We start from the raw sequence: 25858 nt of genomic DNA, 5'->3' as shown, positions 1-25858 counted from the left end.
GACACTCACGGGTCGGAACGGGGCGGGGAGCCGTCCGTCGGAGTAGCGCCGGGCGGGGTGGGGGAGTACGAGAGCGTGAGCGAATCCCCCGATCCCCGGCTGCCGTCCGCCCGCTCGGCCCCCGTCGTCCCCTACGCCTCCTACCTGCGCGTCTACGAGCCGCTGACGGCCTTCCCGGAGCCCGAGCGCACCCACTGGGCCGACTACGCCCGGCGCGGGGCCACCCCGACCGCCCAGGACGAACTGCGCCGGTCGCTGGTGGATCTGGTGCGGGTGCCCGTGGTCGGTGTCCCGGCGCACGAGAGCGCGGACGCCTTCACCGCCGAGGTCGGCGGGGTCCTGCTGGTCTGCCCCTGGCGGACGAGGCTGCGCGGCTGGCTCGCGCTGGAGGAGCTGGTGGCCGAGTTCCCGCTCCCGGTGCTCGACGCCGCCCTGCCCGCGGCCGCCCGCCGCCGCGCGGCCGAGGAGTACGAGGCCTGGCGCGGGCGCAATCCCGACGCGCGGCCGTGGATCCGTACGGGGGTGTGGCAGGTGCCCCTGCGCTGGTTCGTGCTGGTGTCCGACGAGGAGCGGGAGCACGTGCCGGGCGAGGGGCTGCGCTACCGGACGCCGATGGTGCAGGCCCGGCGCCGGCTCGCGCGGGGGCTGCGGACCCTGCGGGAGGCGGAGGGGTACGAGATGCTCGCCGAGGGGCTGGTGGAGGTCGGGAGCTGGCTGGAGGAGTTCCACCCCCGCTCGATGGTGGAGCTGGACTACGGGGGGCTGGTGCACGCCCTGCCGGCGGACCGGCTCGATGCCGACCGCTCGGCCGCGGACCTGGCGGCGGGGCTCGCGGCGCTGCGCGCCGGGGACCGGGACGGGGCGGCCCGGACGTACGGGGCCCTGGCGGAGCGGTGGCGTGCGGTCCGGGAGAGACTCTTCGCCAATTGAGGGCCGGGTGACCCGCGTGACCCGAGTAGCGACTCCGGGCGCGCTTGTCCATCCGCCGATCGGCCGAGCACGGAAGAGAACGGCCAGCTCAAGGCCGTGATGCCCTCTTTTGGGTCTTTGTTCCGGGACCTTCGTCCCGATACGGGCCATTGGCCCAAGCGTGACGGACCGCACTTTCTACACCCTTGCGCCCTTCCCCTACCCTCGTGCCAAAATAGGACAAGGAGTCCGGGGAGGGTTCCTTCCGTCCAACTAAGGGCGGAATGCTCGGTATTGCACTCTACGGGGGGTCTGACGACTCCCGATCGCTCTGTGACTGATCGTCACAGTGGGGTGACTGTCCGTTATGGGACGGTCCATCGGCTTCCGCCGCTGATGAACACCTCGGAGGGCAATTCCATCGGTTTGGCCGTCGAGGCTGGACGGATGGTGTAGTTGTAGTGCCGAGGACAAGCCGTTCGTCCTATAACCGACTCGGCCCACGTATGTCCATTTCGGGCAACGTGGGCCAAGGTGCAGAATTTAGAGGAAAGAACCGAGATGGTTCGGTTCTCCCGAGGAGGCCGCTCATGACCGCTCGCACCCCTGATGCCGAGCCGCTGCTGACCCCGGCTGAGGTTGCCACGATGTTCCGCGTGGACCCGAAGACGGTCACCCGTTGGGCCAAGGCTGGCAAGCTCACGTCCATCCGCACCCTGGGTGGACACCGCCGTTACCGCGAGGCTGAGGTCCGCGCACTGCTTGCGGGAATTCCGCAGCAGCGCAGCGAGGCCTGAGGTTCCGCAGCACCACTTATTGCCGGGTCTATATCGGGTCCCCCAATCCGATGAGCCCCACATAGCTTCAAACGGCCGGACCTGCCCCAACAGGTTCATCAGTCGTTCGATCGCGCTGGACTCCGCCGGGTCCAGCGCGATCTTTTTTATGCCCCGGTCAGGGGATTATCGAGCTGATGTGCGGAGCCGGCCGGGGTAGGTGCAATTGCACATATAAAATCGAGCGGGCGTAGGGGCGCCATAAAAGCGTGCGTCTCAAAAACACATGGGGTGACTCCCGTCACAGATGATCACTCTTGTGGATCAGCCAATGCACCCCGTAAAGGGATGTGTCGTGCAGAGCGCATCATCCGGACGGGCGGTTTTGCCGCCGCGGCGGGGCGGCGGGGCGGTGGGGCCGGAGGGGTCCCGGGGCCCACGGCGAGGTGGCGGCGCGGCGGGGGCGAGGCGAGGCGGTCCGAGCTTCCCCGCCGGCCCCCGCGGGGGCTCCAGGCGCCCTCCAGCGAGCCGTGGAGGGGCTGGTGAGGGTTCTGGGCGGATGAGCCCAATCGGGGCCGTGAGGCGGGCTGGTGGCCCTCCGGCCGGCACTCCGGCGCCGTCGGGCCGGGGAAACGCAGTAGGGCCCACATCCTGAGGATGTGGGCCCTACTGATCTTGCGAACCTGACGGGACTTGAACCCGCGACCTCCACCTTGACAGGGTGGCGAGCTAACCAACTGCTCCACAGGTCCTTGATTTGCGGCCGCTGGGCGGCTGCGAATCAGACTGTACCGCAGCTCAGGGGGTGTAGTCGAACTCGATCACCGAGCGGGTCCCGGGGCCGCCGCATCCACCGCCTTCACGATGCGTTTGTCGGAGATCGGATAGGCCGTTCCGAGGGCGTGCGCGAAGTAGCTGACCCGCAGTTCCTCGATCATCCAGCGGATCTCGGTGACCTCCGCCGGGACGGGCCTGCCCTTCGGCAACTGCTCCAGGAGCCACAGGTACTCGTCCCGCATCTCGTGGACCTTCTCCATGCGCGTGGTGTCGCGCTGGACGCCCGTGGGCATCTGCTGGAGCCGCCGGTCGATGGCCACCAGGTAGCGCATCAGGTCCGGCAGCCGCCGCAGTCCGGTCAGCGTGACGAAGCCGGCCGGCATGAGGGCCGCGAGCTGCGTCTTGACGTCCTGGACGTTGGCCACCAGGGCGAGGCTGGCCGTGGTCTTCAGGCGCCGTTCGCAGGCCTGCCAGGCCGCCAGCACCTGCTGCACCTGCGTGATCGTCCGTACGGTCGTGTCCACCAGGTCGGTCCGCACGGCCTCGTAGAGCTTGCGGAAGCCCGCCTCGTCCCACGCCGGGCCGCCGTGCCGCCCGATCAGGTGGTCGGCCGCCGCGGTCGCGCAGTCGTCGAACAGCGCCTGGATGGAGCCGTGCGGATTGCGCGACAGCGCCAGCTTCTGCTGGTTGCTCAGGTGGTCCGAGGCGAACTTCGCCGGGTTCACCGTGATGTTGAGCAGGATCAGCCGCCGGGTCCCGAGCCGCATCGCCTGCTGCTGCTCGGCCTCGGTGTCGAAGAGGCGTACGGAGACGCTCGTACCGGCGTCCACGAGCGCCGGGTACGCCTTCACGGGCTGGCCGGCCCGGCGGGTCTCGAAGACCTTGGTCAGCGTCCCGATCGTCCAGTCCGTCAGCCCGGTCTTCTCCACCGACTCCCCGCCCTCGCGCTCGGCGCTGGCCGCGGCGGCCTGCGAGAGGGCCTGGCGGGCCTTCGGCTTGAGCTGGAGCCGCAAGGCCTCCAGGTCCTTGGCCTCGGCGAGGTTCTTGCGGCGCTCGTCGACGATCCGGAAAGTGATCTTCAGGTGGTCCGGGATGCGGGTCAGGTCGAAGTCCTCGGCGCTGACCGGGACCCCGACCATCCGCTGGAGCTCCCGGGCCAGCGTCACGTGCAGGGGCTCCTGGAGGGGGTGAGAGGTCGCCAGGAAGCGGGTCGCGTAGTTCGGCGCGGGCACGTAGTGCCGACGGATCGGCTTCGGCAGGGACCGGATCAGCTCCGTGACCACTTCCTCGCGCAGACCCGGGATCTGCCAGTCGAAGCCCTCGTCGGTGACTTGGTTCAGCACCTGGAGCGGGATGTGGACGGTCACGCCGTCCGCGTCCGCGCCCGGCTCGAACTGGTAGGTCACCCGGAACTTCAGCCGGCCCTGCATCCAGGAGTCCGGATAGTCGGCCTTGGTGACCCCGGCCGCCTTCTCCGTCAGGAGCATCTCGCGCTCGAAGTCGAGCAGTTCGGGCTCGTCGCGCTTCTTGTGCTTCCACCACGAGTCGAAGTGGGCGCCCGAGACCACATGTTCGGGGATCCGCTGGTCGTAGAAGTCGAAGAGCGTCTCGTCGTCGACCACGATGTCCCGGCGCCGGGCCCGGTTCTCCAGCTCCTCCACCTCGGTGAGGAGCTTGCGGTTGTCGGCGTAGAACTTGTGGTGGGTCCGCCAGTCGCCCTCGACCAGGGCGTTGCGAATGAACAGGTCGCGCGAGACCTCGGCGTCGATCTTGCCGTAGTTGATCTTCCGCTGCGCGACGATCGGCACGCCGTACAGCGTGACCTTCTCGAAGGCCATCACCGCCGCCTGGTCCTTCTCCCAGTGCGGCTCGCTGTACGTGCGCTTGATCAGGTGCTGGGCGAGCGGCTCCACCCACTCCGGCTCGACCTTGGCGTTCACCCGGGCCCACAGCCGCGAGGTCTCCACCAGCTCGGCGGACATCAGGAACTTGGGCTGCTTCTTGAACAGCGAGGAACCCGGGAAGATCGCGAACTTGGCGGACCGGGCGCCGAGGTACTCGTTCTTGTCGGTGTCCTTGAGCCCGATGTGCGACAGCAGGCCGGCCAGCAGCGAGATGTGCACGCTCGTCTCGGGGGCGTCGGCCTCGTTGACGTGGATGCCCATGGACTTGGCGACCGTACGCAGCTGCGAATAGATGTCCTGCCATTCGCGGATCCGCAGGAAGTTCAGGTACTCCTGCTTGCACATCCGGCGGAAGGAGGACGAGCCGCGCTCCTTCTGCTGCTCCCGGACGTAGCGCCACATGTTCAGGAACGAGAGGAAGTCGCTCGTCTCGTCCTTGAACCGGGCGTGGTTCTGGTCCGCCTGCGTCTGCTTGTCCGAGGGCCGCTCGCGCGGGTCCTGGATGGACAGGGCCGCCGCGATGACCATGACCTCGCGGACGCAGTTGTTCTTGTCCGCCTCCACCACCATGCGGGCGAGGCGCGGGTCCACGGGCAGCTGGGAGAGCTGGCGGCCCATCGGCGTGAGCCGCTGCCCCTTCTTGCCCCCTTGGGCGGACTTCTCGTCCTGCTCGAGCGCGCCCAGCTCCTGGAGGAGCTGCACGCCGTCGCGGATGTTGCGGTGGTCCGGCGGATCGATGAAGGGGAACTTCTCGATCTCGCCGAGGCCGGCCGCGGTCATCTGGAGGATGACGGAGGCGAGGTTGGTGCGCAGGATCTCGGCGTCCGTGAACTCCGGACGGGTCAGGAAGTCGTCCTCCGAGTACAGCCGGATGCAGATGCCGTCCGAGGTACGGCCGCAGCGGCCCTTGCGCTGGTTGGCGCTGGCCTGCGAGATCCGCTCGATGGGCAGCCGCTGGACCTTGGTGCGGTGGCTGTAGCGGGAGATGCGGGCACTGCCCGGGTCGATTACGTACTTGATGCCGGGCACGGTGAGGGAGGTCTCGGCGACGTTGGTCGCCAGCACGATCCGCCGACCGGTGTGCTGCTGGAAGACCCGGTGCTGCTCGGCGTGCGACAGGCGCGCGTAGAGGGGGAGCACCTCGGTCAGGCGGAGCTTGCGCTTCTCCAGCGCGTCCGCCGTGTCGCGGATCTCGCGCTCGCCGGAGAGGAAGACCAGGATGTCGCCCGGCCCCTCCGCCTGGAGTTCGTCCACGGCCTCGCAGATCGCGGTGATCTGGTCGCGGTCGCTGTCCTCGGAGTCGTCCTCCAGGAGCGGGCGGTACCGCACCTCCACCGGATACGTCCGCCCGCTGACCTCGACGATCGGGGCCTCGCCGAAGTGCCGGGAGAAGCGCTCCGGGTCGATGGTCGCCGAGGTGATGATCACCTTGAGGTCGGGGCGCTTGGGCAGGAGCGTGGCGAGGTAGCCGAGCAGGAAGTCGATGTTCAGCGACCGCTCGTGGGCCTCGTCGATGATGATCGTGTCGTACGCGCGCAGCTCGCGGTCCGTCTGGATCTCGGCGAGCAGGATGCCGTCCGTCATCAGCTTCACGAAGGTCGCGTCCTGGTCCACCTGGTCGGTGAACCGGACCTTCCAGCCGACGGTCTGGCCGATCTCGGACTTCAGCTCCTCCGCGATGCGCTCCGCGACCGTGCGGGCCGCGATCCGGCGGGGCTGGGTGTGCCCGATCATGCCCCGGACCCCGCGCCCCAGCTCCATGCAGATCTTGGGGATCTGCGTGGTCTTGCCGGAGCCGGTCTCGCCCGCGACGATCACGACCTGGTGGTCGCGTATCGCCTCGGCGATCTCGTCCTTCTTCTGGCTGACGGGCAGGTTCTCGGGATACGTGACCTCGGGCTTCCGCGAGGCGCGCCCGGCCAGTCGCACGGCGGCCTTTTCGGCCTCCGCGCGGATCTCGTCGAGTACGGCCTGCTTGGCCTCGGGCTTGCGGATGCGGCGCGCGCCTTCGAGGCGGCGGCCGAGGCGGTGCGCGTCACGGAGGGAGATCTCACCGAGAAGCGTCTGCAGGGCGGCGAAGGAAGTAGACATACCTGGTCGAGGATCTCACCCGTAGGTACCGGGTGGCGAACGCATTTGTGGGGCCGACCCGTACCATTTCGGGACGAGTCCCCCGAGTGTTACCCCGCTGTGTCCCCCCGACGTGTTCCCAGCGACGTCCCCGTGACGTCCCGGCGAGAGGCCGCCCACGATGTCCCGCAGCCGCCGTCTCCGCTGCGTGTGCGCGGTGCTGCTGGGCTGGGCCCTACTGGCGGGGACCCTGCACGCGGCGACCGCCCCGGCGACCCAGCGGGCCCCGGCCGTCCAGGCCGCCGCGGCCGTCGTCGTGGCTCCGGCTCCGGGTCCGGCCGTGGCTCCGGCTCCGGCCCTGGCCCCGGCCGTGGCTCCGGCCCCGGCCTTGGCTCCGGCCCCGGCTCCGGCCCCGGCTCCGGCCCCGGCTCCGGCTCCGGGTCCGGCCGTGGCTCCGGCTCCGGCCCTGGCCCCGGCCGTGGCTCCGGCCCCGGCCCCGGCCCCGGCCCCGGCCCCGGCTCCGGCCCCGGCTTCGGAGCCGGTCGCCTTCGGCCCCGGCGGGCCGGCCGGGCCCGCCTGCGCCCCGGGGGGCCCGGGGCGGGACGGCGTACCCGCCCTGCCGGCGCGGGCCGGGGGCGACCAGGCCCAGGCCCAGGCGCCGCCCGCGCGGCCCGGGCCCGAGCCGGCGGTCCCGTCGCAGGCGATACCCGTGTGGGTCCTCGTACGCCGACCCGGTCAGTCGGCGCCGTCGCTGCTGGAGCTGTCCGTGATGCGGGTCTAGGAGGACCGGCCGCCCCGGCCCCCCGGTCCGCCCGCCCCGTCCCGCACCTCTCTGGAGCACCCGTTTGTCCGCGTCCCGTCCCCCTTCGTCCTCTTCTTCCTCCCGCAAGCCCCTGCTGATCTCCGCCGGGGTCGCCCTCGCCGCCGTCACGCTCGGCCTCGTCTCCTGGCAGGCCACCAAGCCCGATCACGGCACCGCCGCCACCGCCGCCCCGTCCTCCGCGGCTTCCTCCCCGGAGGGCTCCGGCACGGACCCCGCCGCGCAGCTCAAGGCCCTGGCCCGCCGCGACTCCGGCGACAAGCTCGCCGCCGGGCGGGCCGACGCGCCCGTCGTCCTGATCGAGTACTCCGACTTCAAGTGCGGCTACTGCGGAAAGTTCGCCCGCGACACCGAGCCCGCGCTCGTGAAGAAGTACGTGGAGGACGGCACCCTGCGCATCGAGTGGCGCAACTTCCCGATCTTCGGAGCCGACTCCGAGGCCGCCGCCAAGGCCGCCTGGGCGGCGGGGCAGCAGGACCGCTTCGCGCAGTTCCACGCCGCCGCGTACGCCGAGGGCGCCAAGGAGAAGGGCTTCGGCGCCGAGCGGCTGACCGAGCTGGCGCGCGAGGCCGGGGTCCCGGACCTGGAGCGCTTCGCGAAGGACATGGCCGGCGAGCAGGCCGCCGCCGCTCTGGCGAAGGACCAGGAGGAGGGGTACCGGATCGGGGTCACCTCCACCCCGTCCTTCCTGATCAACGGGCAGCCCATCGCGGGCGCCCAGCCCCCGGCGGCCTTCGAGGCCGCCATCGCCAAGGCCAAGGCGCAGGCGGCCGCGAAGTGACCGACGTCGGATACCTGGCCGCCCTGCTCGGCGGCCTCCTCGCGCTGCTCAGCCCGTGCAGCGCGCTGCTCCTGCCCGCCTTCTTCGCTTACTCCATCGACTCCGCGTCCCGGCTGCTGGCGCGCACCGGGATCTTCTACGCGGGCCTCGCGAGCACCCTCGTACCGCTGGGGGCGGCCGGTTCGTACGCCGGCCGGTTCTTCCACGGCAACCGCGAGGCCCTCGTGCTGTTCGGCGGCTGGCTGATCATCGGTCTGGGCATCGCCCAGATCCTCGGCCTCGGCTTCGCCTCGCGGCGGATCTCGGAGCTGTCGGGGAGGATCCGGCCGACCACCGCCCTGTCGGTGTACGCGCTGGGCGCGGTCTACGGGCTGGCCGGCTTCTGCGCCGGGCCCATCCTCGGCAGCGTCCTGACGGTGGCGGCGGTCAGCGGCAGCCCGGTCTACGGAGGCCTGCTGCTGGCGGTGTACGCCCTGGGCATGGCCGTGCCGCTGTTCGTGCTCGCACTGCTCTGGGAGCGCTTCGACCTCGGCCGCCGGCGCTGGCTGCGCGGCCGGCCCTTCTCGGTAGGCCGCTTCGAATTGCACACGACCTCGCTCGCCTCGGGCCTGTTCTTCGTCCTGCTCGGCACGCTGTTCCTGGCCTACGACGGGGCGAGCGCCCTGCCGGGGCTGCTGGACGTGGACGACTCCTTCGCGGTGGAACAGCGGGTGCAGGTCGTGGCGGAGGCGGTTCCGGACTGGGCGCTGCTCGGGCTGGTGGCCGTGGCGGCCGCGGGCGTGGGCCTGGCGCAGTGGCGGCGGCGGACCCGGGCGGCGCGGGCCGGCGGGGAATGACGAAGAAGGCCTCGTCCGATGGACGGGGCCTTCTTGTTCTCTGGTGGCTGGGGCCGGGGTCGAACCGGCGACCTATCGCTTTTCAGGCGATCGCTCGTACCAACTGAGCTACCCAGCCACGAAACCGTTTCCGGCTTCAGCGAACCTGACGGGACTTGAACCCGCGACCTCCACCTTGACAGGGTGGCGAGCTAACCAACTGCTCCACAGGTCCTTGCAATGTGCGAGAACAAGTCTCGCACACGGTATTGCGTACCCCCAACGGGATTCGAACCCGTGCTACCGCCTTGAAAGGGCGGCGTCCTGGGCCACTAGACGATGAGGGCTAAAGGCCCGCCGGGCACTTTCCAGCGCGTCGGGGACGTGAGAAGCATATGGGATCCCGGCGGCGATCGCCAAAACGGTTTCCCGGACGCGTCCCGGGGTGCGTCCGGACGTGTTCCCGGACGGGCTCGCGGGCGCGTTCCAGGGCGTTCCGGGAGATCAGCCCCAGCCGAGTTCGTGGAGCCGCTCGTCGTCGATGCCGAAGTGGTGGGCGATCTCGTGGACCACCGTCACCGCGACCTCGTGGACCACCTCGTCCGTGCTCGCGCACATCCGCAGCGTCGGCCCCATGTAGATCGAGATCCGGTCCGGCAGGACCCCGGCGTACCACTCGCCGCGCTCCGTGAGCGGGGTTCCCTCGTAGAGGCCGAGCAGTTCCGGGTCGTCGGGGGCCGGCTCGTCCTCCACGAAGACGGCCACGTTGTCCATGACCCGGGTCAGCTCCTCGGGGATCGTGTCCAGCGCCTCGGCCACCAGCTCTTCGAACGCGTCACGCGTCATCTCCAGCACGAGGCCATTCTCCCGTGCCGCGGTCCGATTGCGGCGGCTCGTTCCCGGCGGGCCGGGACCCGCCGGGCGAGAATGGCGCGGTGGCAACAGTGGCAGCAGTGGCGACACGCGAAGCGGAGTGCGGATGACCCGGCCGGTCGACGGGGCGGAGGCCATCGACCCGGACGTCGACCTGCACGTGCCGGCGCAGCGCGCCGAACCGCAGCGCCGGGTGCTCGCGGCCGTGGCGGCCGGCGGCGCGGTGGGCGCCGCCGCGCGGTACGGGGTGGGGCTGCTGTGGCCGGCCGCGCCCGGGGCCTTTCCGTGGGGGACCTTCTGGATCAACGTGGCGGGCTGCGCGCTCATCGGCGTCCTCATGGTGCTGATCAGCGAGGGCGGCCGCTCGGCGCGTCCCCTCGTACGGCCCTTCCTCGGGGTCGGGGTCCTCGGCGGGTTCACCACCTTCTCCACCTACGCCGTGGACTTCGCGCGGCTGCTCGATGCCGGTGAGGCCGGTACCGCGCTGGCGTACGCCGGGCTCACGGTGGCCGGGGCGCTGGGCGCGGTGTGGGTGGCGGCCGTGATCACCCGGCGCGCGGTCGGCGACGTGCCGCGGCGAGGGGCCGGGCGAGCGGCGGGGCGAGGGGTGCGGCGCGGATGAACTGGCTGATCGTCATGGTGGGCGCGGCCGTCGGGGCGCCCCTGCGGTACCTGACCGACCGCGCGGTGCAGGCGCGCCACGACTCGGTCTTCCCCTGGGGGACCTTCGTGGTGAACGCGGCCGCCTCCCTGGTGCTGGGGGCGCTGACCGGGGCGGTGCTGGACGGGGCCGCCTCCTCGCGGCTGAACCTGCTGCTCGGTACGGGGCTGTGCGGGGCGCTGAGCACCTATTCGACGTTCTCCTACGAGACGCTGCGCCTCGCGGAGCGGGGCTGGAAGTTCCTGGCCGCGGCGAACGTGACGGCCTCGGTGCTGGTCGGGCTGGGCGGGGTCACGCTCGGCCACCAGGTGGCGGGACAACTGTTCGCCTGACGGCGTGCCACCGGCGTCCCCCGGGGCCCGTTTGGGGCGCGCTTGGGCGTGTCCCTTACGGGGCGGAGGTAGTTGGGCACACTGACCCGCTCACCGCGGGACCCTTGCCAGCGTTCCGGAGGTGCCCCGTGCGCCAGTTGTCCGCTTCCCTCCGCTCCCTGCGTCCCTCCCGCTCGCTCCGCCTCGCGGTCGCCGCCCTCGCGGTGGCGGCGACCGCGGGCTGCATGAGCGTCGGGGAGGACGCCGCCAAGCCCGGGCCCTCCGCGTCGACGGGCTTCCAGGGCGGCAAGTCCGGCGGCGGCTCCTCGTCCGGCAAGAGCGCCGGGACCCAGGGCGCCGGCCACGGCTCGAAGGCCGGTACGGGCAACCACGACGGCAAGGCCGGAGGGCCCGGGACCACCTCCGGCGCGGCCGGGGCCTCCCCCAGCCCGGGCGCGCCCGCCGGTCCGCCCGGGGCCCCCTCGCCGTCGGCCGGTCCGGGGGGCGGAGCGGGCGGCCAGGGGCCCCAGCAGCCCCCGCCGGGCGGCTCCGGGTCGGGATCGGGTGCGGGCGGCGCCTCCGGCGGCGGCCAGCCCGCCTCCCCGAGCCCGGAGCCGCAGGCCTCCGAACCGCCGGCCTCCCCGCCGCCAGTGACGGAACCCACACCGGGTCCGGAGTCCCCGAAGCCGGAGCAGTCGCCCGATCCGGGCACCCAGCCCTAGCCCCTTTCCCGGCTCGGACCCGGCCCGATCCGCCCGCCGAGCTCCGGCGGGCGGATGGTGTTTCCGCAGGTCAGCGCCTTCTTCGGGGGAGTGACTTGCCAGACCCGGGGGAGGGTGCGTATGGTTATAGATCGTTTGATCCCATTGCCCGGCGCCGACTCCGAAGAGCGCCGCGTGGCGCGTACTCTCCCCAGCCGTGGCTGACCGCATTGAGGCGGTCGATTTGCGAATTCACGGAGTTTGGGCGCGTGCCGAGACTCCGGAAGGTTTCGCATTTCGCATGTCCATTTCCAGTTCTGACCGTTCCGTCATGCCCGAGAACGACTCCAACGAGATCGTCGACGCCGAGACCCTCGCGGTCACCGAGGCCCTTGAGGCCGTCGTCACCGACGAGATCATCGAGGCCCTCGAGGCCGACGTGACGAACCACGAGTCCGACGAGTCCAGCGACTCCTTCGAGGACTCCACCGAAGACTTCAACGACGACGACGCCGCGTCCGACGACGACGCCGAGCCCACCCTGACCTTCGGCGACCTCGGTCTGCCGGACGGCATCGTGCGCAAGCTCGCCCAGAACGGCGTCACCGCGCCCTTCCCGATCCAGGCCGCGACCATCCCGGACGCCCTGGCCGGCAAGGACATCCTCGGCCGTGGCCGCACCGGCTCCGGCAAGACCCTCTCCTTCGGTCTGCCGACCCTGGCCTCGCTGGCCGGCGGTCACACCGAGAAGAAGAAGCCCCGCGCGATCATCCTGACGCCGACGCGTGAGCTCGCGATGCAGGTCGCGGACGCTCTCCAGCCCTACGGCGACGTGCTCGGCCTCAAGATGAAGGTCGTCTGCGGCGGTACCTCCATGAGCAACCAGATCTTCGCTCTGGAGCGCGGTGTCGACGTCCTCGTCGCCACCCCGGGCCGCCTGCGCGACATCATCAACCGCGGCGCCTGCTCCCTGGCGAACGTCCAGGTCGCGGTCCTCGACGAGGCCGACCAGATGGCGGACCTGGGCTTCCTGCCCGAGGTCACCGAGCTGCTCGACCAGATCCCCGGCGGCGGCCAGCGCATGCTCTTCTCCGCCACCATGGAGAACGAGATCGGCACCCTGGTCAAGCGCTACCTGACCAACCCCGTCACGCACGAGGTCGACAGCGCGCAGGGCAACGTCACGACCATGACGCACCACGTCCTCGTCGTGAAGCCGAAGGACAAGGCGCCGGTCACGGCCGCCATCGCCGCCCGCAAGGGCCGCACCATCATCTTCGTCCGCACCCAGCTGGGCGCCGACCGCATCGCCGAGCAGCTCATCGAGTCCGGCGTGAAGGCCGACGCGCTGCACGGCGGCATGACGCAGGGTGCCCGTACCCGCGTCCTCGCGGACTTCAAGGACGGCTACGTCAACGCGCTCGTCGCCACCGACGTCGCCGCCCGCGGCATCCACGTCGACGGCATCGACCTGGTCCTGAACGTGGACCCGGCCGGCGACCACAAGGACTACCTGCACCGCTCGGGCCGTACCGCCCGCGCCGGCAAGTCCGGTGTCGTCGTGTCGCTGGCGCTCCCGCACCAGCGCCGCCAGATCTTCCGCCTGATGGAGGACGCGGGCGTCGACGCCTCGCGCCACATCGTCCAGGGCGTCGGCGCGTTCGACCCCGAGGTCGCCGAGATCACCGGTGCCCGTTCGCTGACCCAGGTCCAGGCCGACTCCGCGAACAACGCCGCGAAGCAGGCCGAGCGCGAGGTCGCCGACCTCACCAAGCAGCTGGAGCGCCTCTCCCGCCGCGCCGTCGAGCTCCGCGAGGAGGCCGACCGCCTGGTCGCCCGCTCCGCCCGTGAGCGCGGCGAGGACCCGGAGGCCGCTGTGGCCGAGGTGGTCGAGGCCGCCGAGGCCGAGGTCGCGGCAGCCGTGGCCGAGCCGGTCGCCGAGGAGCGCCCCGCGTTCCAGAGCCGTGACGACCGTGGCAACTACGAGCGCCGTGACAACCGTCGCGACGACCGTGGTGACCGCGGTGGCGACCGTGGCGGCTTCCGCCGTGACGACCGCGGTGACCGCGGTGGCGACCGTGGCGGCTTCCGCTCCGGTGGCGACCGTCCGACCGGCGGCTTCCGCTCCGGTGGCGACCGTCCGTCCGGCGGCGGCTTCCGCTCGGGCGGCGACCGTCCGTCCGGTGGTGGCTTCCGTCGTGACGACCGTCCCTCGGGTGGCTTCAACCGTGACGACCGCGGTGGCGACCGTGGCGGCTTCCGCTCGGGCGGCGACCGTCCGTCCGGTGGTGGCTTCCGTCGTGACGACCGTCCCTCGGGTGGCTTCAACCGTGACGACCGCGGTGGCGACCGTGGCGGCTTCCGCTCGGGCGGCGACCGTCCGACCGGTGGTGGCTTCCGTCGTGACGACCGTCCCTCGGGTGGCTTCAACCGTGACGACCGCGGTGGCGACCGTGGCGGCTTCCGCTCCGGTGGCGACCGTCCGACCGGTGGTGGCTTCCGCTCCGGTGGCGACCGTCCGACCGGTGGTGGCTTCCGCCGCGACGACCGTCCCTCGGGCGGCTTCCGCTCCGGTGGCGACCGTCCGGCCGCCGGTGGCGACCGCCCGTACGGCCGCCGCGACGACAACCGCCCCTCCGGCTCCGGTTCGACCGGTGGCTTCCGCTCCGGTGGCACCGACCGCCGCGACGACAAGCCCCGCTGGAAGCGCAACGGCTGAAACCAGCCGCTGAACTGATTGCCTGACAGGGCCCCTGCGACAGCCGTCGCAGGGGCCCTGTCCGTTGCGGCGGAGACGGCCTCGCGGGTGCGGCTCCCGGACCGCTCCACGGCGACCCGTTGGCCCGGGAGCCGATTTACGATCGGTTGTCCGGCGCTCTGCCGCTATGCTCTGGGGTGAGCACGACGAGGGCCATTAGCTCAATTGGCAGAGCAGCGGACTTTTAATCCGTTGGTTGTCGGTTCGAGTCCGACATGGCCTACTGCTCACAACGCCCCACCCGGTCCGCCGGGTGGGGCGTTTTCGCGTCCTGAGGGGGAGTCAGGGGGGCCTGGGGGCGGAGCCGCGGGGTGCCGAGGGGGCCGGGCCGGAGCGGGCCGAAGGCTGCCGGCCGGTCGGTTTTACGGCTCTGACCTGCGGTTATGTGCTGTTCCAGGGTGGCGTCGGCGGTAATTGGCGGGGGGCTCCCCCCGGATGGCGTAGAGTTGTGTTTACCGACGCGGGGTGGAGCAGCTCGGTAGCTCGCTGGGCTCATAACCCAGAGGTCGTAGGTTCAAATCCTGCCCCCGCTACTCAGTACGAAGACCCGGTCCCCTTTGGGGGGCCGGGTCTTCGTCGTTTCCGCGGTGCGCGTCCCCGTCACTCGTACGGTCCCGCCCGGGTCGCCGTACGGGCCCTCCTGCCGCCAGCCTTGGGGGGCGGAAGCGGGACCGGGCGGCAGGAGAGCAGCGTGGCGGGGCTGGGCCGGGAGGGCAGGGGCGAGCGCGTCTTCGGCGCGGTCGCCGGCAGCGTCGTGGTCCGGCGGACCGTCAAGATGCTCCCGGGCACCCTGATCGTCCTCGGCTTCCTCTTCGACGTGCTGACCCCGCCGAGCTTCACCGGCTCGCCCTTCTTCTCCGCCGCCCCGCTCATCGCGGCCCCGCTGTTCAGCCTCCGGGCCACCGTCCTCACCGGCATCCTCGCCACCCTCGCCGTGATCGTGCTGCACCTCTACAACGGCACCACCTTCAAGGTGGAGGCGATGACCGAGCTGGTCACCGTCGTAACCGTCTCCGGGCTGGCCACGCTGATCAACATCGTGGTGCGGCGCGGTACGGAGCAGCTCGCCTCCGCGCGCGGGATCGCCGAGGCCGCCCAGCGCGCCGTACTGCCGACGCCCGCCGAGCGGATCGCGGGCCTCCAGGTCTCCGCCTCGTACGAGGCCGCGCAGGCCGACGCGTTCATCGGCGGCGACCTCTACGCCGTCCAGGACACCCCGTACGGGGTGCGCCTCGCGGTGGGCGACGTACGGGGGAAGGGGCTGGGGGCCGTTGAGGCCGTGGCCGTGGTGCTCGGGGCGTTCCGGGAGGCGGCCGAGAGCGAGCCGACCCTGGAGGGGGTCGCACAGCGTCTGGAGCGGGCGCTGGCCCGGGAGGGGAACCGGCGCGACAGCCTGGACGCGGTGGAGGGGTTCACCACGTGCGTGCTCGGCGAGATCCCGGCGGGCGCGGGCCTGCTGCGGCTCGTCAACCGCGGCCACCCCGAACCGCTGCTGCTGTACGCGAACGGCGGCCTCGCCGCCCTGGCCCCCGCCGAGCCGGCGCTGCCGCTGGGCATGGGGGAGTTGGGCGGCTGGCCGGACCGGGTGCAGGAGTGGCCCTTCCCGGAGGGGGCGACGCTGCTCCTGTACACGGACGGGCTGACCGAGGCCCGGGACGGGGACGGCGCCTTCTACGATCCGGCGGCCCGGCTGCGCGGGCGGGTCTTCCCCGGGCCCGACGAGTTGCTGAGCGCGCTCGGCACCGATGTCCGCCGCCACACGGGCGGCGCGGCGACGGACGACATGGCCCTGCTGGCGGTGGCCAGACCGGGCGCGGGGCAGCCGAGCCGGCGGCGGACGGTGCCGGTGGTCCCGAAGGGGGGACACCGCCTGAAAGGGGACGCAGCGTAACCGGATCGGCGCGCTCGGCAAGGAAGCTGATGGACCGTCAATGTGAAGATGTGGCGCAAGGGGTTGGGGGTGGGGCTGATTTTTGCCCGAGTTGATCCCTGAGTGGGGCGAGAAGTCCTGGCCAATGTTGTACGAGCGGTGGCTGATTGTCGTGAACGATCAATCGCAACTGCTTGGAATCACTCCCCTTTCTCTATTACCGTTCGATAACGCAGAGCGGTCGTCCCAGCCGTCGCAAGAGACGGCACCGTGCGCGTGCTCGCCCATGAGGAGTGTGCCCCGGTGGCCTCCAACTCGCCTGCCCCTGAAGGCATCGACATCCAGGAGCAGCCCACCGCCGGAGCCTGGGGCGAGTGGAACCCCACCGAGGACTCGGCCCGGCCGCCGCGCGGCAAGCACCGCGTGCTGAAGCAGCGCGGAGGACTGGCCCGTTCCTCCACCGTCCTCGGCGTCGGCGTGATCGCCGCGGTCGGCGCGGGAGGCATCGCCACCGCGCAGGACCGGCCCCAGGTCGCCATATCCCTGCCGGCCCTGCCCGACCTCCCGGAGGCCCTGGGCGGCGCGGACCGGTCCCCCGGGGACTCCGCCACCACCGCCGCGGAGCCGGCCCGGTCGGGGATCATCCCGCAGCAGGCCGACCGCCGCTCCGACGCGGGCGAGCTGCTGCGCAGCCGGATCCTCCAGCAGGCCGAGTCCCAGCACGAGGCCGCGGCGGCCCAGGAGCGGGAAGAAGCCGAACGCGTGGCGCAGGAGGCGGCGGCCCAGCAGGCGCGCGACGCCCAGGCGGCCAAGGAAGCCGCGGAGAAGGCGGCGAAGGAGGCGGCCGAGAAGGCCGCGGCCGAGGAAGCGCGCCAGGCGAAGGCGGCCAAGGAGGCCGCGGAGGCCAAGGCCAAGGCGGAGAGCGCCGCCCGGTCGGCCGGCTCCTTCTTCCTGCCCACCTCGGCCTACACGCTCACCTCGCACTACGGCGACTCCGGCTCGATGTGGTCCTCCGGCCACCACACCGGCCTCGACTTCGCCGCCCCCACCGGCACCCCCGTCAAGGCGGTCGGCTCCGGCAAGATCACCTCGGCCGGCTGGTCAGGGGCGTACGGCTACCGCATCGTGCTGGAACTGCCCGACGGCACCGAGATCTGGTACTGCCACCTGTCCTCGATGTCGGTGACCGGCGGCTCCGTCGCCGGCGGCGACACCATCGGCCGCGTCGGCGCGACCGGCAACGTCACCGGCCCCCACCTCCACCTCGAAGTCCGCCAGGGCGGCGTCACGGTGGACCCGTTGTCATGGCTGAGGGCACGGGGCCTGAACGTCTAGGCGCCGGCACTTGGCGGGGTAGGCGGCCCTGCGGAATCGGGCCCGGTGCGAGGCCTCCCCGTACGCGGCCCACGGCCGAAGGCCCGTCGAGCGGGCCCAAGGGGTCGAACCAGGGCGGGAGCAGGTCCTCCAGTACCGCGGCCCGGGACAGCGCCGGGCCCGCCGTCGCGCGGCGCAGCCAGAGTCGGCGCAGCAACTCCCGCTCCCGCCAGGCGAAGTCGGGCTCACGGGCCGGGCCGCCGGTGCGCGCCCGGTGACGTAGCAGCGCCAGGGCCGCGGCATCAGCCTCGTACAGGGCGACCGCGCGCCCCGCCGGCCGGCCCCCGGTGCTCCGGGCCAGCGCGCGGGCCAGGGAGCGTGCGGGCATCGAGGCCAGTGCGGGGACCTCGGCCGGGTTCAGCCAGCCGGCGTCCGCGTACGCGGCGAGTTCCCCGGCGACGGCCCGCAGTCGGCGGCGCCGTATCCACACGGCCAGCCAGGACAGCAGCCCGAACACCGGGACCATCACACACCCGTAGACCACGTAGAACCCGGACTCGCCCAGGTCCGAGGAGCTGTTCCACAGCGCGTGCAGCCCCATGGCCGCGGCGAGGCCGAGCAGCGGCAGGCCGATCCGGCGCGTACGGCGCACGGCGAGCGCGGCGGCGCCGAAGCCGAGACCGGTGGCCACGGTGAACAGCGGATGCGCGAAGGGGGACATGACGCCACGGACGAAGAACGTCGCCGCCGTGACGGAGTCCAGCACCCCGGTGCCGTTCTCGACGTCCTCGTCGAAGGCGTTGCCGAGGTAGAGGATGTTCTCGGTGAACGCGAAGCCGGTGGCGGTGAAACCGGCCATCACGAAACCGTCGGAAGGGCCGCTGAACTGGCGTCTCCTGAACAGGAACACCAGCAGCAGGGCGGCCGCCTTGGCGCTCTCCTCCACCACCGGGGCGATCGCCACCGAGCCGAGCTGGTCGGCGTCCGAGGGATCGGCGGTGGCCGCGGCTATCCACTGGGTCGCGAAACTGTTGGCCAGTATGGCGATCAGCGCCGCGGCGCACGCCCCCCAGCCGAAGCAGAACGACAACTGCGCCCACGGATGCGGCGCGGCCCGCCCCACCCAGCGGAACGCGGCGAGCAGCGGAGCGACCGGCAGCAGGGCCAGGCCCAGGCCGACGAAGAAGCCGGGCGTACCGGTCTGTTCGCGTACGAGCTCCAGGATCGCGATGCCGCAGGCGCCGAGCAGCACGACGAGTACGTACGTGCGCACCGCGCCCGCGGTACGCGGCACGCGGTGCGGCAGCTGCAACGGCCGGGTCGCTCGGGGCACATGATGACTCTACCGAGCGGACCCGACACGCGGAGTGATGTCTCCGGTTCTAGGCGTTACCGGTACGCCGGAACAGCAGATCGTGTACGACGTGCCCCTTGTCCAGGCCCTGACCCTCGAAGCGGGTGAGCGGCCGGAAGTCGGGCCGGGGCGCGTAACCGCCGTCGGCCTGCGTGTTCTCGAACTCCGGCTGGGCCGTCAGCACTTCGAGCATCTGCTCGGCGTACGGCTCCCAGTCGGTCGCGCAGTGCAGGATCGCCCCGGGCGCCATGCGGGTGGCGGCCAGCGCGAGGAACTCGGGCTGGATCAGGCGCCGCTTGTGGTGGCGGGCCTTGGGCCAGGGGTCCGGGAAGTACACGCGGAGCCCGGCGAGGGAGTCCGGGGGCAGCATCTCGCGGAGCAGGATGATGGCGTCGCCGTTCGCGACGCGGACATTGGTCATCCCGCCCCGTTCGGCGAGGGCGAGCAGATTCCCCTGCCCGGGGGTGTGCACGTCGGCGGCCAGGATCCCGGTCCCCGGGTCGGCGGCGGCCATCTGCGCGGTGGCCTCGCCCATGCCGAAGCCGATCTCCAGTACGACGGGGAGCCCGTCGAACATCTCCTTGAGATCGATGACGTCATGCCCGTCGATGTCGAGCCCCCAGGTACGCCAGAGCCGCTTCAGGGCTTCGCCCTGCCCGGTGGTCACCCGGCTGCGGCGGGGCTGGAAGCTCCGGATCCGCCGCTCGTGATGCGATCCCGCCGGGTCGGGCGCGGGCCCGTCGGGGAACCGGGGCTCGGTGCGCCACTTCGGAGGCACGTAGGCGGACGTCGCCTCCGGCGCGGGCTCGGCGGCGGGATTCTGGGGACTCAGAGACTCAGACACAATCCCCGGATTCTACGCGGGCCCCGCCGACGCGGCCGTTCCGCGTGCCGTTGCCGGGCTCTGCTCTTCCAGCCGTCCGGCGTTCGAGGACCGGGGTCCGGGCTTTCCAGCCGTCCGGCGTTTGAGGACCGGGGTCTGGGGCGGAGCCCCAGGATCTTTCCGGGTCAGGGCAGAGCCCTGGGAACGGTGGAAGGGCGGGTAGGGGAACTCCGCCCCGCGCAGCGGCACACCCGCAGGCACGCTCCGGCGCAGCCGACAGCCCCGCGCAGCGGCGATCCGGGCGCCGGCCGGTCGGGGCCAAACCGAAGCCCCGCAGGGCTACACGCTGCGCAGAGACTTGAGCGCCCGCCCCGCGATCTCCCGCCCGATCGGCAGCGAAGCGGTAGCCGCAGGCGAAGGCGCATTCAGCACATGCACCGTCCGCTCCCCCTCCCGGATCAGGAAGTCGTCCACCAGCCCGCCGTCCCGCAGTACGGCCTGCGCCCGCACCCCGGCCGCCGCGGGCACCAGATCCTCCGCGCGCACCGCCGGCAGCAGTCTCCGTACCGCCTCGACGAACGCCGCCTTCGACAGCGACCGCCGCACCTCACCGGCTCCGTACCGCCAGTGCCGCGCCGCCATCCGCCAGGATCCCGGCCAGGCCAGCTCGTCCGCGAGGTCGCGCGGCCGGATCACGCCCCAGCCGTACCCCTCGCGCGCCAGCGCCGGCACCGCGTTCGGTCCGACGTGGACCCCGCCCCCGATGCCCCGGGTCAGGTGGACGCCGAGGAAGGGGAACGCCGGGTCCGGCACCGGATAGACCAACCCGCGCACCAGCTCGGGCCGGGCCAGGTCGTAGTACTCGCCCCGGAACGGCACGATCCGCATCCCCGGGTCGTCGCCGGCCAGCCGCGCGATCCGGTCGCACTGCAGCCCCGCGCAGTTCACGAGCACCCGCGCGCGCACGACGAGCCCGTCGCTCGTCCGCACCGCCACGCCCGACGCCCGCCGCGAGATCAGATCCACCGCGCCGCCGTAGACGATCTCCGCCCCCGAGGACTCCGCGAGCTGCTGCGCGACCCGCCCGTAGTCCACGATCCCGGTGGTCCCCACGTGGATCGCCGCGAGCCCGCGCACTTCGGGCTCGTACTCCGAGATCTGCGTCGGCCCCAGCTCCCGCACCGGGATGCCGTTCTCCCGGCCCCGCTGCACGAGCGCGTGCAGCCGCGGCAGCTCGTCGCGCCCGGTGGCGACGATGAGCTTGCCCGTCACCTCGTGCGGGATGCCGTGCTCCGCGCAGAACTTGACCATCTCGGCCGCACCGCGCACCGCGAACCGCGCCTTGAGCGAGCCCGGCTTGTAGTAGATCCCGCTGTGGATCACACCGCTGTTGCGGCCCGTCTGGTGTCGGGCCGGGCCGTCCTCCTTCTCCAGGACGGCCACCCGGGTCCCCGGAGCGAGCCCCGCGAGGGCATGCGCCGTCGACAAGCCGACGATCCCGCCGCCGATCACCAGCACATCGCAGTCCAGCCTGCCCGGTCTGCTCATGCCGCCCACGCCGCCGCCCACACTGACACCTCCCACCCCTGCATAGTGCACCCCGCCACTGACAACGGGGCCACGCGGGGCCTATGCCGGGGTTACCAGCAGAGGCCTGGCCCGCTCGCGCAGTTCGGCGACGCGCGGTTCGTGCCCGTACGGTTCCAGCCGGTGCAGGAGGTCCCGTACGTACTCCGTCGTGCGGGCCGACGAGATCCGCCCGGCGACCTCCACCGCCCGTGTCCCCGCCGCGCACGCCGCGTCGAGGTTGCCGGACTCCAGCTCGGCCACCGCGCTCACGACGAGCCGCAGCCCGTGTGATCGTACGTACTCCTCCGTCGGCCGGGACAGTGCCTGCTCCGTGAAACGCCTTACCTGGCGCGGGAGTTTGAGGTCGCTGTAGCACTCGGCGGCGTCCGCGGCGAAGCGGTCGTACGAGTAGAAGCCCAGCCAGGTCGGGTCGGCGTCGCCGTCCCGGGCCCGTTCCAGCCAGCCTTCGGAGGCCCTCAGCGCGGCCCCGGCGGCCGCCGAATCGCCCGCCTTCGCGTGCGCCCGGGCCTCGACCAGGCGGAAGAAGCTCATCGTCCGCGCGGTGGCCAGACCCCGGTTGCGCTCGACGGCGGCCTGCGCGAGGTCCACGCCCTCGTCGGGGAAGTCCCGGTAGGTGGCCTGCAGGGACATCGACGCCAGCACGTACCCGCCGAGCGGTACGTCGGCCGCGGCGCGGGCCAGGCGCAGCGCCTGGATGTAGTAGCGCTGGGCCGCTTCCTGCTGCCCCGTGTCGAAGGCCATCCAGCCGGCCAGCCGGGTCAGTTCGGCGGTGGCGCCGAAGAGCGCGCGGCCCACTTCGTCGGTGTAGGAGCCGAGCAGCAGCGGCGCCGCGTCCACCCGCAGGCACTCGGGCACCATTGAGGAACGCCAGTCGCCGCCCCCGTACTTGGAGTCCCAGCGGCGGGCGTCCTCGGCGGCCTCGCGCAGCTTGGTCACATCGCTGTGGCCCACGCGCTGCGGGCCCCCGGCGTCGGGCACGGCGGCCGGCGGTGACGCATCGCGCGCGGCCCCAGCCCCAGAACCAGACGGTCCAGCCCCAGAACCAGACGCAGCCGGTCCAGCCCCAGACCCATGCGCAGACGTTGTGCGCGAAGCCCCTGGCGTTTCGCGCGAAGGCTGGGCGGGCACACCCCCGACATGGGCGCCGGGCGGCGCCGGAAGGCCTTCCGGCGGGGCCGCGCCCGGGACCGCTTCGCGTGCCACCGGTTCGCGCGCCACCGAGCTGTCGGCGGGGGATATCAGCCACCGCGAGGCCGGCGTCGCGTACGCCGACACGGAGAAGGACCCGGCGAGCGACTGCCAGATCCCGCCACCCCCGCGGCGGCCGGCGAGGTCGAGCCGGTAGAGGTCGGTGGCCGAGCGCACGGCGGCGCCGACGTCGCGCGGGAAGGCCAGCCCCACCTCGGGCGCCGGATCCGCGTCCGCGAGGCCGATCTCGTGCAGCGGCACGGGCCGGCCGAGCTTCGCGCCGATGGCCGCCGCGATCAGGTGCGGGGCGGCGCCCTGCGGCACCATCCCCTTCGACACCCACCGGGCCACCGAGGTCTTGTCGTAGCGGAGGGTCAGACCGCGCTGCGCGCCGAGGTCGTTGACCCGCCGGGCCAGCCCTGCGTTGCTGATGCCCGCGAGGGCGAGGACGGCGCCGAGCTTCTCATTGGGCTCGCGGAGCTCCCTGGACATGCGCCACCCCTCGTCACACGCGGAACGCATACATCGCCAACGCCGCCGGGGCATAGGCGCCCGGCATTTCGTAAACCCAGCGTAGTTCCCCGCCTCCCAAGCGTTAAGGCCCCCTGTTCCGTATGGCGGGATTGTTGTCCGTATGCACAGTCGGGCGGGGGCCCGGCGCCGGGGCGCACGTGTCAGCGCGTGCTCCACCCGTGTGGCCGTGCGCCCGCCCGTGCGCTCTGGCCGCTGCGGGGGCCCGGCGATTCGATGTGCGGTGCGTGGGTCGGCCCGCCGCGTGGACCGGGCGGGCCGGGGGATGCCGCTGCCTCAATCCCCGCGGGTGGCGGAACGGTCCGGGGGGTGGATCCCGCCCCCCGGACCGCGCTCCGCCCGGCAGGCCGTGCGGTGGACCCGCGAGGCCGCGCGCCGGGCTCCGCGCAGGGCTCTCAGTACGGCCGAAGAATGGCCGAAAGCGACCTATGGGGCGGTCGGAACGGAACGCCAAATACCGCATGGCCGGGGCGTGTTCGTTTATACGTGCGCCCCCATACCCACTCCCGCACGCCTGTCTCGTGGCAGCATGGACCCCGAGCCACCCGGGGTCCCTCCGGCCCGCGCCCAGAGCGCCGGCCGCGCGGGTCGCACCCCGGTCGGATGCCCACGGGCTGGGGAGGCGGCGGTGCGCTGGTTGGTGGGTTGGAGCAGTATCGCCGCGAGCTTCGGCACGGCCGGACGGGTCGCGGGGCACGGCGCTGCGCACGCCTCCGACCAGGGCGCATACGGCTCGGGCCACGGCTACGCCTCCGGGAACGGCGCCGGGTACGGCTCCGGCCCGGACGCGTGGGGCGACGGCCCGCTCCGCGGCGGCCTCGCCGACGCGGGTCACCCCGACGAACCGGGCGCCGCCCACGCGGACCGCACCGTGGTCCCCGTCGGCGCCCAGCTCCTCTGGGGCGATCCCGACCCCCTGTGGGCCGTCGGCGACTGGCGCCCGGACGAGATCCGCACCCTCACCGCCGACCCCGCGGACCCCTTCACCCGCCTCGCGGTCCTCGGCTGCTGCGGCGCCACCGACGAGGAACTGCGCCGCGCGCTCTACGCCGCCCGCGGCGGCGCGCTGCGCCACCTCACGCAGTGGCCCGGCAGCTACACCGCCGTCGTCCAGGCCGGCCGCCGCATCACGGTCGTCGGCGACCTGGCCGGCGCCCGGCCCGTCTTCTACACGCCCTGGGCGAGCGGGACCGCGTACGCCACCGCCGCCCTCCCGCTCGCCGACCTGATCGAGGCGCAGCTCGACATCGGCCATCTCGCCGCCCTGCTGGCCTGCCCCGACAGCCCGGAGGCGCTGGGCGACGGCACACCGTACGTCGGCGTACGCCGGATCCCGCCCGGGCACGCGCTGATCCTGCGCGAGGGCTCGCGGGAGATCACCGGGTACGAGCCGGTGGCCTCCCTCGCGGTGGCCGCCCCCACCGCCGACCCCGAGCTCGCGGTGGAGGGCGTACGGGAAGCTTTGGTCGACGCGGTGCGCGCCCGGCTCACGGCTCCGCGGCATGCTCCCGAGACGCTGCCCTACGACCCCGGGCCCGTCCCCGGAATGGGCCCGGCCGACCGGCGGGCCGCGCGCGGCGCCCCCGCCCCCGTCCCCGGAGTCGGCGCGGACCTCTCCGGAGGCAGCGCCTCCGCGACCCTCGCCCTGCTCGCGGCCGGCCTCCCGGGCGCACCCGGAGCCCTGCTCGGACGCACCGGGGAACGCCTCCTCGCCGTCACCTTCAACGACCTGGCCACTCCCCAGGGCCGCGAACCCGAACTGGAACGCGCCCACGCCATCGCCTCCGACCCCCGCCTGCACCACGTGGTCGTGGCCGCCGCCGAGGAGGCCCTCCCCTACGCGGACCTCGACGGCCCGCTGACCGACGAACCCGGCCCCTCCCTCGTCTTCGCCGCCCGCGAGCGGCGCCGCCTCGCGTCCGGCTCGGCGGACCACTTCACCGGACACGGAGCCCGTCAGGTCCTCGACGCCCACCCCGCCCGGCTCGCCGACCTCCTGCTCGACCGGCGCCGCCGCCACCTGCTGCGCCCCACCCTGGCCCTGGCCCGCTCCTCCCCCTCCGAGGGCGACTCCCTCCTCGTCCCCTTCCTGGTCCCCCTCACCGTGTACGCGGCGGCCCGCCGCCTGGCCCGTACGCCGTACCGCGCCGGCATGGAGGCGGCGGCGGCCCGCCTGCGCGACGGAATCCCGGCCGCGGGCCCCTCCTCCGCGGTGGACGCCTCGCTGGCGGCCCTGACCTGGTCCCGGCCCGGCCCGGCGGCGGCCTGGCTGACGGGCGAGGCACTGGCCGAGGTATCGATCCGCCTCTCCGCCGCCGCGGGCCGCCCGCCCCTCTCCCTGCGCCCCGGCGAGGCCCGGGCCCGCGCCGTCCTGGCCCGGCACGCCGCCGACCACCGGGTCTTCGAGCAGGCCGTGGAGGTCCGCAGCCAGCGGCTGCACGCCCCGTTCCTGGACAACCAGGTCGTACGGGCCGCCCGGGCCCTGCCCGAATCCCTGCGCGTGCAGCCCGGCGCCCGGGCGGCGGTCCTGCGCGGGGTCCTGTCCTCGGCCGGGGTCCGCGACCTCCCCGCGGGGTGGGGCGCGACGGCCCACGCCCCGAACGAATCGGCGACCCGCCTGGGACTGCGCGCGGCCCTCCCGCACCTGCTGACCCTCTTCACGTCCCCGCTCCTGGCGGACGCGGGCCTGATCGAAGCCCGGGTCGTCCGCCAGGCACTCCTGGACGCGGCGGACGGCCGCCCGGTCCCGCTCGACGGCCTCGCCGAACTCGTCTCGATGGAACTGTGGCTGACCCGCCTCCTGGCCCGCCGCGGCACCTGTTGGACGGGCACCTCCACCCCCCGCCGCAGAGCCGTCCCCACAGGCGTCCCCCTCCGCCGCCCAGCCCTGTCCTGATGCCGCTGCTGCCCCAGCCCTGTCCTGATGCCGCTGCTGCCCCGGCGGTGACCCTGATGCCGCTGCTGCCCCGGCGGTGACGCTGACGCCGCTGCCGCCCCGACGCCGACTCCGACGCCGACCCAGGCCCAGACCC

At 72.9% G+C, this 25858-nt stretch carries 18 protein-coding genes and 6 tRNA genes; 14 read left to right on the top strand and 10 right to left on the bottom strand.

Annotation, left to right across the window (positions count from 1 at the left end):
- The first annotated feature begins 75 nt into the window (after positions 1 to 75).
- Together OG435_RS22080 and bldC are read left to right on the top strand one after the other, a co-directional pair.
- On the top strand, positions 76 to 930 hold the full coding sequence (locus OG435_RS22080) for a hypothetical protein (protein WP_266878980.1): 855 nt from the start codon (positions 76 to 78) through the stop codon (positions 928 to 930).
- 569 nt (positions 931 to 1499) lie between these two features.
- On the top strand, positions 1500 to 1706 hold the full coding sequence (gene bldC, locus OG435_RS22075; protein WP_003949541.1) for a developmental transcriptional regulator BldC: 207 nt from the start codon (positions 1500 to 1502) through the stop codon (positions 1704 to 1706).
- A 657-nt stretch (positions 1707 to 2363) separates the two neighbouring features.
- Here the strand turns inward: bldC and OG435_RS22070 are convergent.
- Positions 2364 to 2437 (bottom strand) — tRNA-Asp (locus tag OG435_RS22070).
- Between the two features lie 69 nt (positions 2438 to 2506).
- The gene (gene hrpA / locus OG435_RS22065) at positions 2507 to 6457 is read right to left on the bottom strand and encodes an ATP-dependent RNA helicase HrpA (RefSeq protein ID WP_266878978.1); all 3951 of its coding nucleotides are present in this window, start codon (positions 6455 to 6457) and stop codon (positions 2507 to 2509) included.
- 160 nt (positions 6458 to 6617) lie between these two features.
- Here hrpA and OG435_RS22060 point away from each other — a divergent pair, with 160 nt between their 5' ends.
- The 3 genes from OG435_RS22060 (at position 6618) to OG435_RS22050 (ending at position 8873) form a co-directional block, all read left to right on the top strand.
- Entirely contained in the window at positions 6618 to 7217 is a 600-nt protein-coding gene (locus OG435_RS22060) for a hypothetical protein (RefSeq protein ID WP_266878976.1), read from the top strand.
- A gap of 64 nt (positions 7218 to 7281) precedes the next feature.
- On the top strand, positions 7282 to 8037 hold the full coding sequence (locus tag OG435_RS22055; protein ID WP_266878974.1) for a DsbA family protein: 756 nt from the start codon (positions 7282 to 7284) through the stop codon (positions 8035 to 8037).
- Positions 8034 to 8873 carry a cytochrome c biogenesis CcdA family protein gene (locus OG435_RS22050; protein ID WP_266878972.1) on the top strand — a complete coding sequence of 280 codons (840 nt, stop codon included), beginning with the start codon at positions 8034 to 8036 and terminating at the stop codon, positions 8871 to 8873. Before OG435_RS22055 ends, OG435_RS22050 begins: the two co-directional genes overlap by 4 nt.
- Positions 8874 to 8914: 41 nt before the next feature.
- On the opposite strand, the gene OG435_RS22045 is transcribed toward OG435_RS22050, so the two are convergent.
- The 4 genes from OG435_RS22045 to OG435_RS22030 form a co-directional block, all read right to left on the bottom strand.
- Positions 8915 to 8991 (bottom strand) — tRNA-Phe (locus OG435_RS22045).
- 22 nt (positions 8992 to 9013) lie between these two features.
- Positions 9014 to 9087 (bottom strand) — tRNA-Asp (locus OG435_RS22040).
- 39 nt (positions 9088 to 9126) lie between these two features.
- Positions 9127 to 9199 (bottom strand) — tRNA-Glu (locus OG435_RS22035).
- A gap of 157 nt (positions 9200 to 9356) precedes the next feature.
- The gene (locus tag OG435_RS22030) at positions 9357 to 9707 is read right to left on the bottom strand and encodes a metallopeptidase family protein (protein ID WP_266878970.1); all 351 of its coding nucleotides are present in this window, start codon (positions 9705 to 9707) and stop codon (positions 9357 to 9359) included.
- Between the two features lie 124 nt (positions 9708 to 9831).
- Here OG435_RS22030 and OG435_RS22025 point away from each other — a divergent pair, with 124 nt between their 5' ends.
- The 8 genes from OG435_RS22025 to OG435_RS21990 all read left to right on the top strand — a co-directional run bounded on the left by OG435_RS22025 (position 9832) and on the right by OG435_RS21990 (position 17361).
- Positions 9832 to 10347, top strand: coding sequence for a FluC/FEX family fluoride channel (locus tag OG435_RS22025; RefSeq protein WP_266878968.1), 516 nt, complete (start codon positions 9832 to 9834; stop codon positions 10345 to 10347).
- Positions 10344 to 10718 carry a fluoride efflux transporter FluC gene (locus tag OG435_RS22020; RefSeq protein ID WP_250751918.1) on the top strand — a complete coding sequence of 125 codons (375 nt, stop codon included), beginning with the start codon at positions 10344 to 10346 and terminating at the stop codon, positions 10716 to 10718. The genes OG435_RS22025 and OG435_RS22020 overlap by 4 nt, the downstream gene beginning before the upstream one ends.
- A gap of 128 nt (positions 10719 to 10846) precedes the next feature.
- On the top strand, positions 10847 to 11419 hold the full coding sequence (locus OG435_RS22015) for a hypothetical protein (RefSeq protein ID WP_266878964.1): 573 nt from the start codon (positions 10847 to 10849) through the stop codon (positions 11417 to 11419).
- Positions 11420 to 11699: 280 nt separating this feature from the next.
- Entirely contained in the window at positions 11700 to 14117 is a 2418-nt protein-coding gene (locus OG435_RS22010; protein ID WP_266878962.1) for a DEAD/DEAH box helicase, read from the top strand.
- Between the two features lie 189 nt (positions 14118 to 14306).
- Positions 14307 to 14379: transfer RNA gene (locus OG435_RS22005), tRNA-Lys, on the top strand.
- Between the two features lie 236 nt (positions 14380 to 14615).
- Positions 14616 to 14689 (top strand) — tRNA-Met (locus tag OG435_RS22000).
- Positions 14690 to 14847: 158 nt separating this feature from the next.
- A complete protein-coding gene (locus tag OG435_RS21995) occupies positions 14848 to 16047 on the top strand; it encodes a PP2C family protein-serine/threonine phosphatase (RefSeq protein ID WP_266878960.1) in 1200 nt (399 codons plus the stop codon).
- 282 nt (positions 16048 to 16329) lie between these two features.
- Positions 16330 to 17361 carry a M23 family metallopeptidase gene (locus tag OG435_RS21990; protein WP_266878958.1) on the top strand — a complete coding sequence of 344 codons (1032 nt, stop codon included), beginning with the start codon at positions 16330 to 16332 and terminating at the stop codon, positions 17359 to 17361.
- On the opposite strand, the gene OG435_RS21985 is transcribed toward OG435_RS21990, so the two are convergent.
- The 4 genes from OG435_RS21985 to OG435_RS21970 all read right to left on the bottom strand — a co-directional run bounded on the left by OG435_RS21985 (position 17312) and on the right by OG435_RS21970 (position 22787).
- Positions 17312 to 18673 (bottom strand): PrsW family glutamic-type intramembrane protease, encoded by a 1362-nt coding sequence (locus OG435_RS21985; protein ID WP_430625672.1) that lies wholly within the window; start codon positions 18671 to 18673, stop codon positions 17312 to 17314. The genes OG435_RS21990 and OG435_RS21985 overlap by 50 nt on opposite strands.
- Before the next feature lie 49 nt (positions 18674 to 18722).
- The gene (gene trmB, locus OG435_RS21980; protein ID WP_266878956.1) at positions 18723 to 19538 is read right to left on the bottom strand and encodes a tRNA (guanosine(46)-N7)-methyltransferase TrmB; all 816 of its coding nucleotides are present in this window, start codon (positions 19536 to 19538) and stop codon (positions 18723 to 18725) included.
- 318 nt (positions 19539 to 19856) lie between these two features.
- Entirely contained in the window at positions 19857 to 21065 is a 1209-nt protein-coding gene (lhgO, locus tag OG435_RS21975) for an L-2-hydroxyglutarate oxidase (protein ID WP_266881978.1), read from the bottom strand.
- An 81-nt stretch (positions 21066 to 21146) separates the two neighbouring features.
- Positions 21147 to 22787 carry a sporulation protein gene (locus OG435_RS21970; protein WP_266878954.1) on the bottom strand — a complete coding sequence of 547 codons (1641 nt, stop codon included), beginning with the start codon at positions 22785 to 22787 and terminating at the stop codon, positions 21147 to 21149.
- Between the two features lie 667 nt (positions 22788 to 23454).
- Here OG435_RS21970 and OG435_RS21965 point away from each other — a divergent pair.
- Positions 23455 to 25722, top strand: coding sequence for an asparagine synthase-related protein (locus tag OG435_RS21965; protein ID WP_266878952.1), 2268 nt, complete (start codon positions 23455 to 23457; stop codon positions 25720 to 25722).
- Positions 25723 to 25858: the final 136 nt, after the last annotated feature.

The organism is Streptomyces sp. NBC_01264 (assembly GCF_026340675.1).
Lineage (GTDB): Bacteria > Actinomycetota > Actinomycetes > Streptomycetales > Streptomycetaceae > Streptomyces.
This window is presented reverse-complemented; position numbering and strand designations above follow the sequence as displayed.

Coding starts and splice junctions, on each gene's coding strand:
- bldC (WP_003949541.1), top strand. CDS start 1,500: ATGACCGCTCGCACCCCTGATGCCGAGCCGCTGCTGACCCCGGCTGAG.
- hrpA (WP_266878978.1), bottom strand. CDS start 6,457: ATGTCTACTTCCTTCGCCGCCCTGCAGACGCTTCTCGGTGAGATCTCC.
- OG435_RS22060 (WP_266878976.1), top strand. CDS start 6,618: ATGTCCCGCAGCCGCCGTCTCCGCTGCGTGTGCGCGGTGCTGCTGGGC.
- OG435_RS22025 (WP_266878968.1), top strand. CDS start 9,832: ATGACCCGGCCGGTCGACGGGGCGGAGGCCATCGACCCGGACGTCGAC.
- OG435_RS22020 (WP_250751918.1), top strand. CDS start 10,344: ATGAACTGGCTGATCGTCATGGTGGGCGCGGCCGTCGGGGCGCCCCTG.
- OG435_RS22010 (WP_266878962.1), top strand. CDS start 11,700: ATGTCCATTTCCAGTTCTGACCGTTCCGTCATGCCCGAGAACGACTCC.
- lhgO (WP_266881978.1), bottom strand. CDS start 21,065: ATGAGCAGACCGGGCAGGCTGGACTGCGATGTGCTGGTGATCGGCGGC.
- OG435_RS21970 (WP_266878954.1), bottom strand. CDS start 22,787: ATGTCCAGGGAGCTCCGCGAGCCCAATGAGAAGCTCGGCGCCGTCCTC.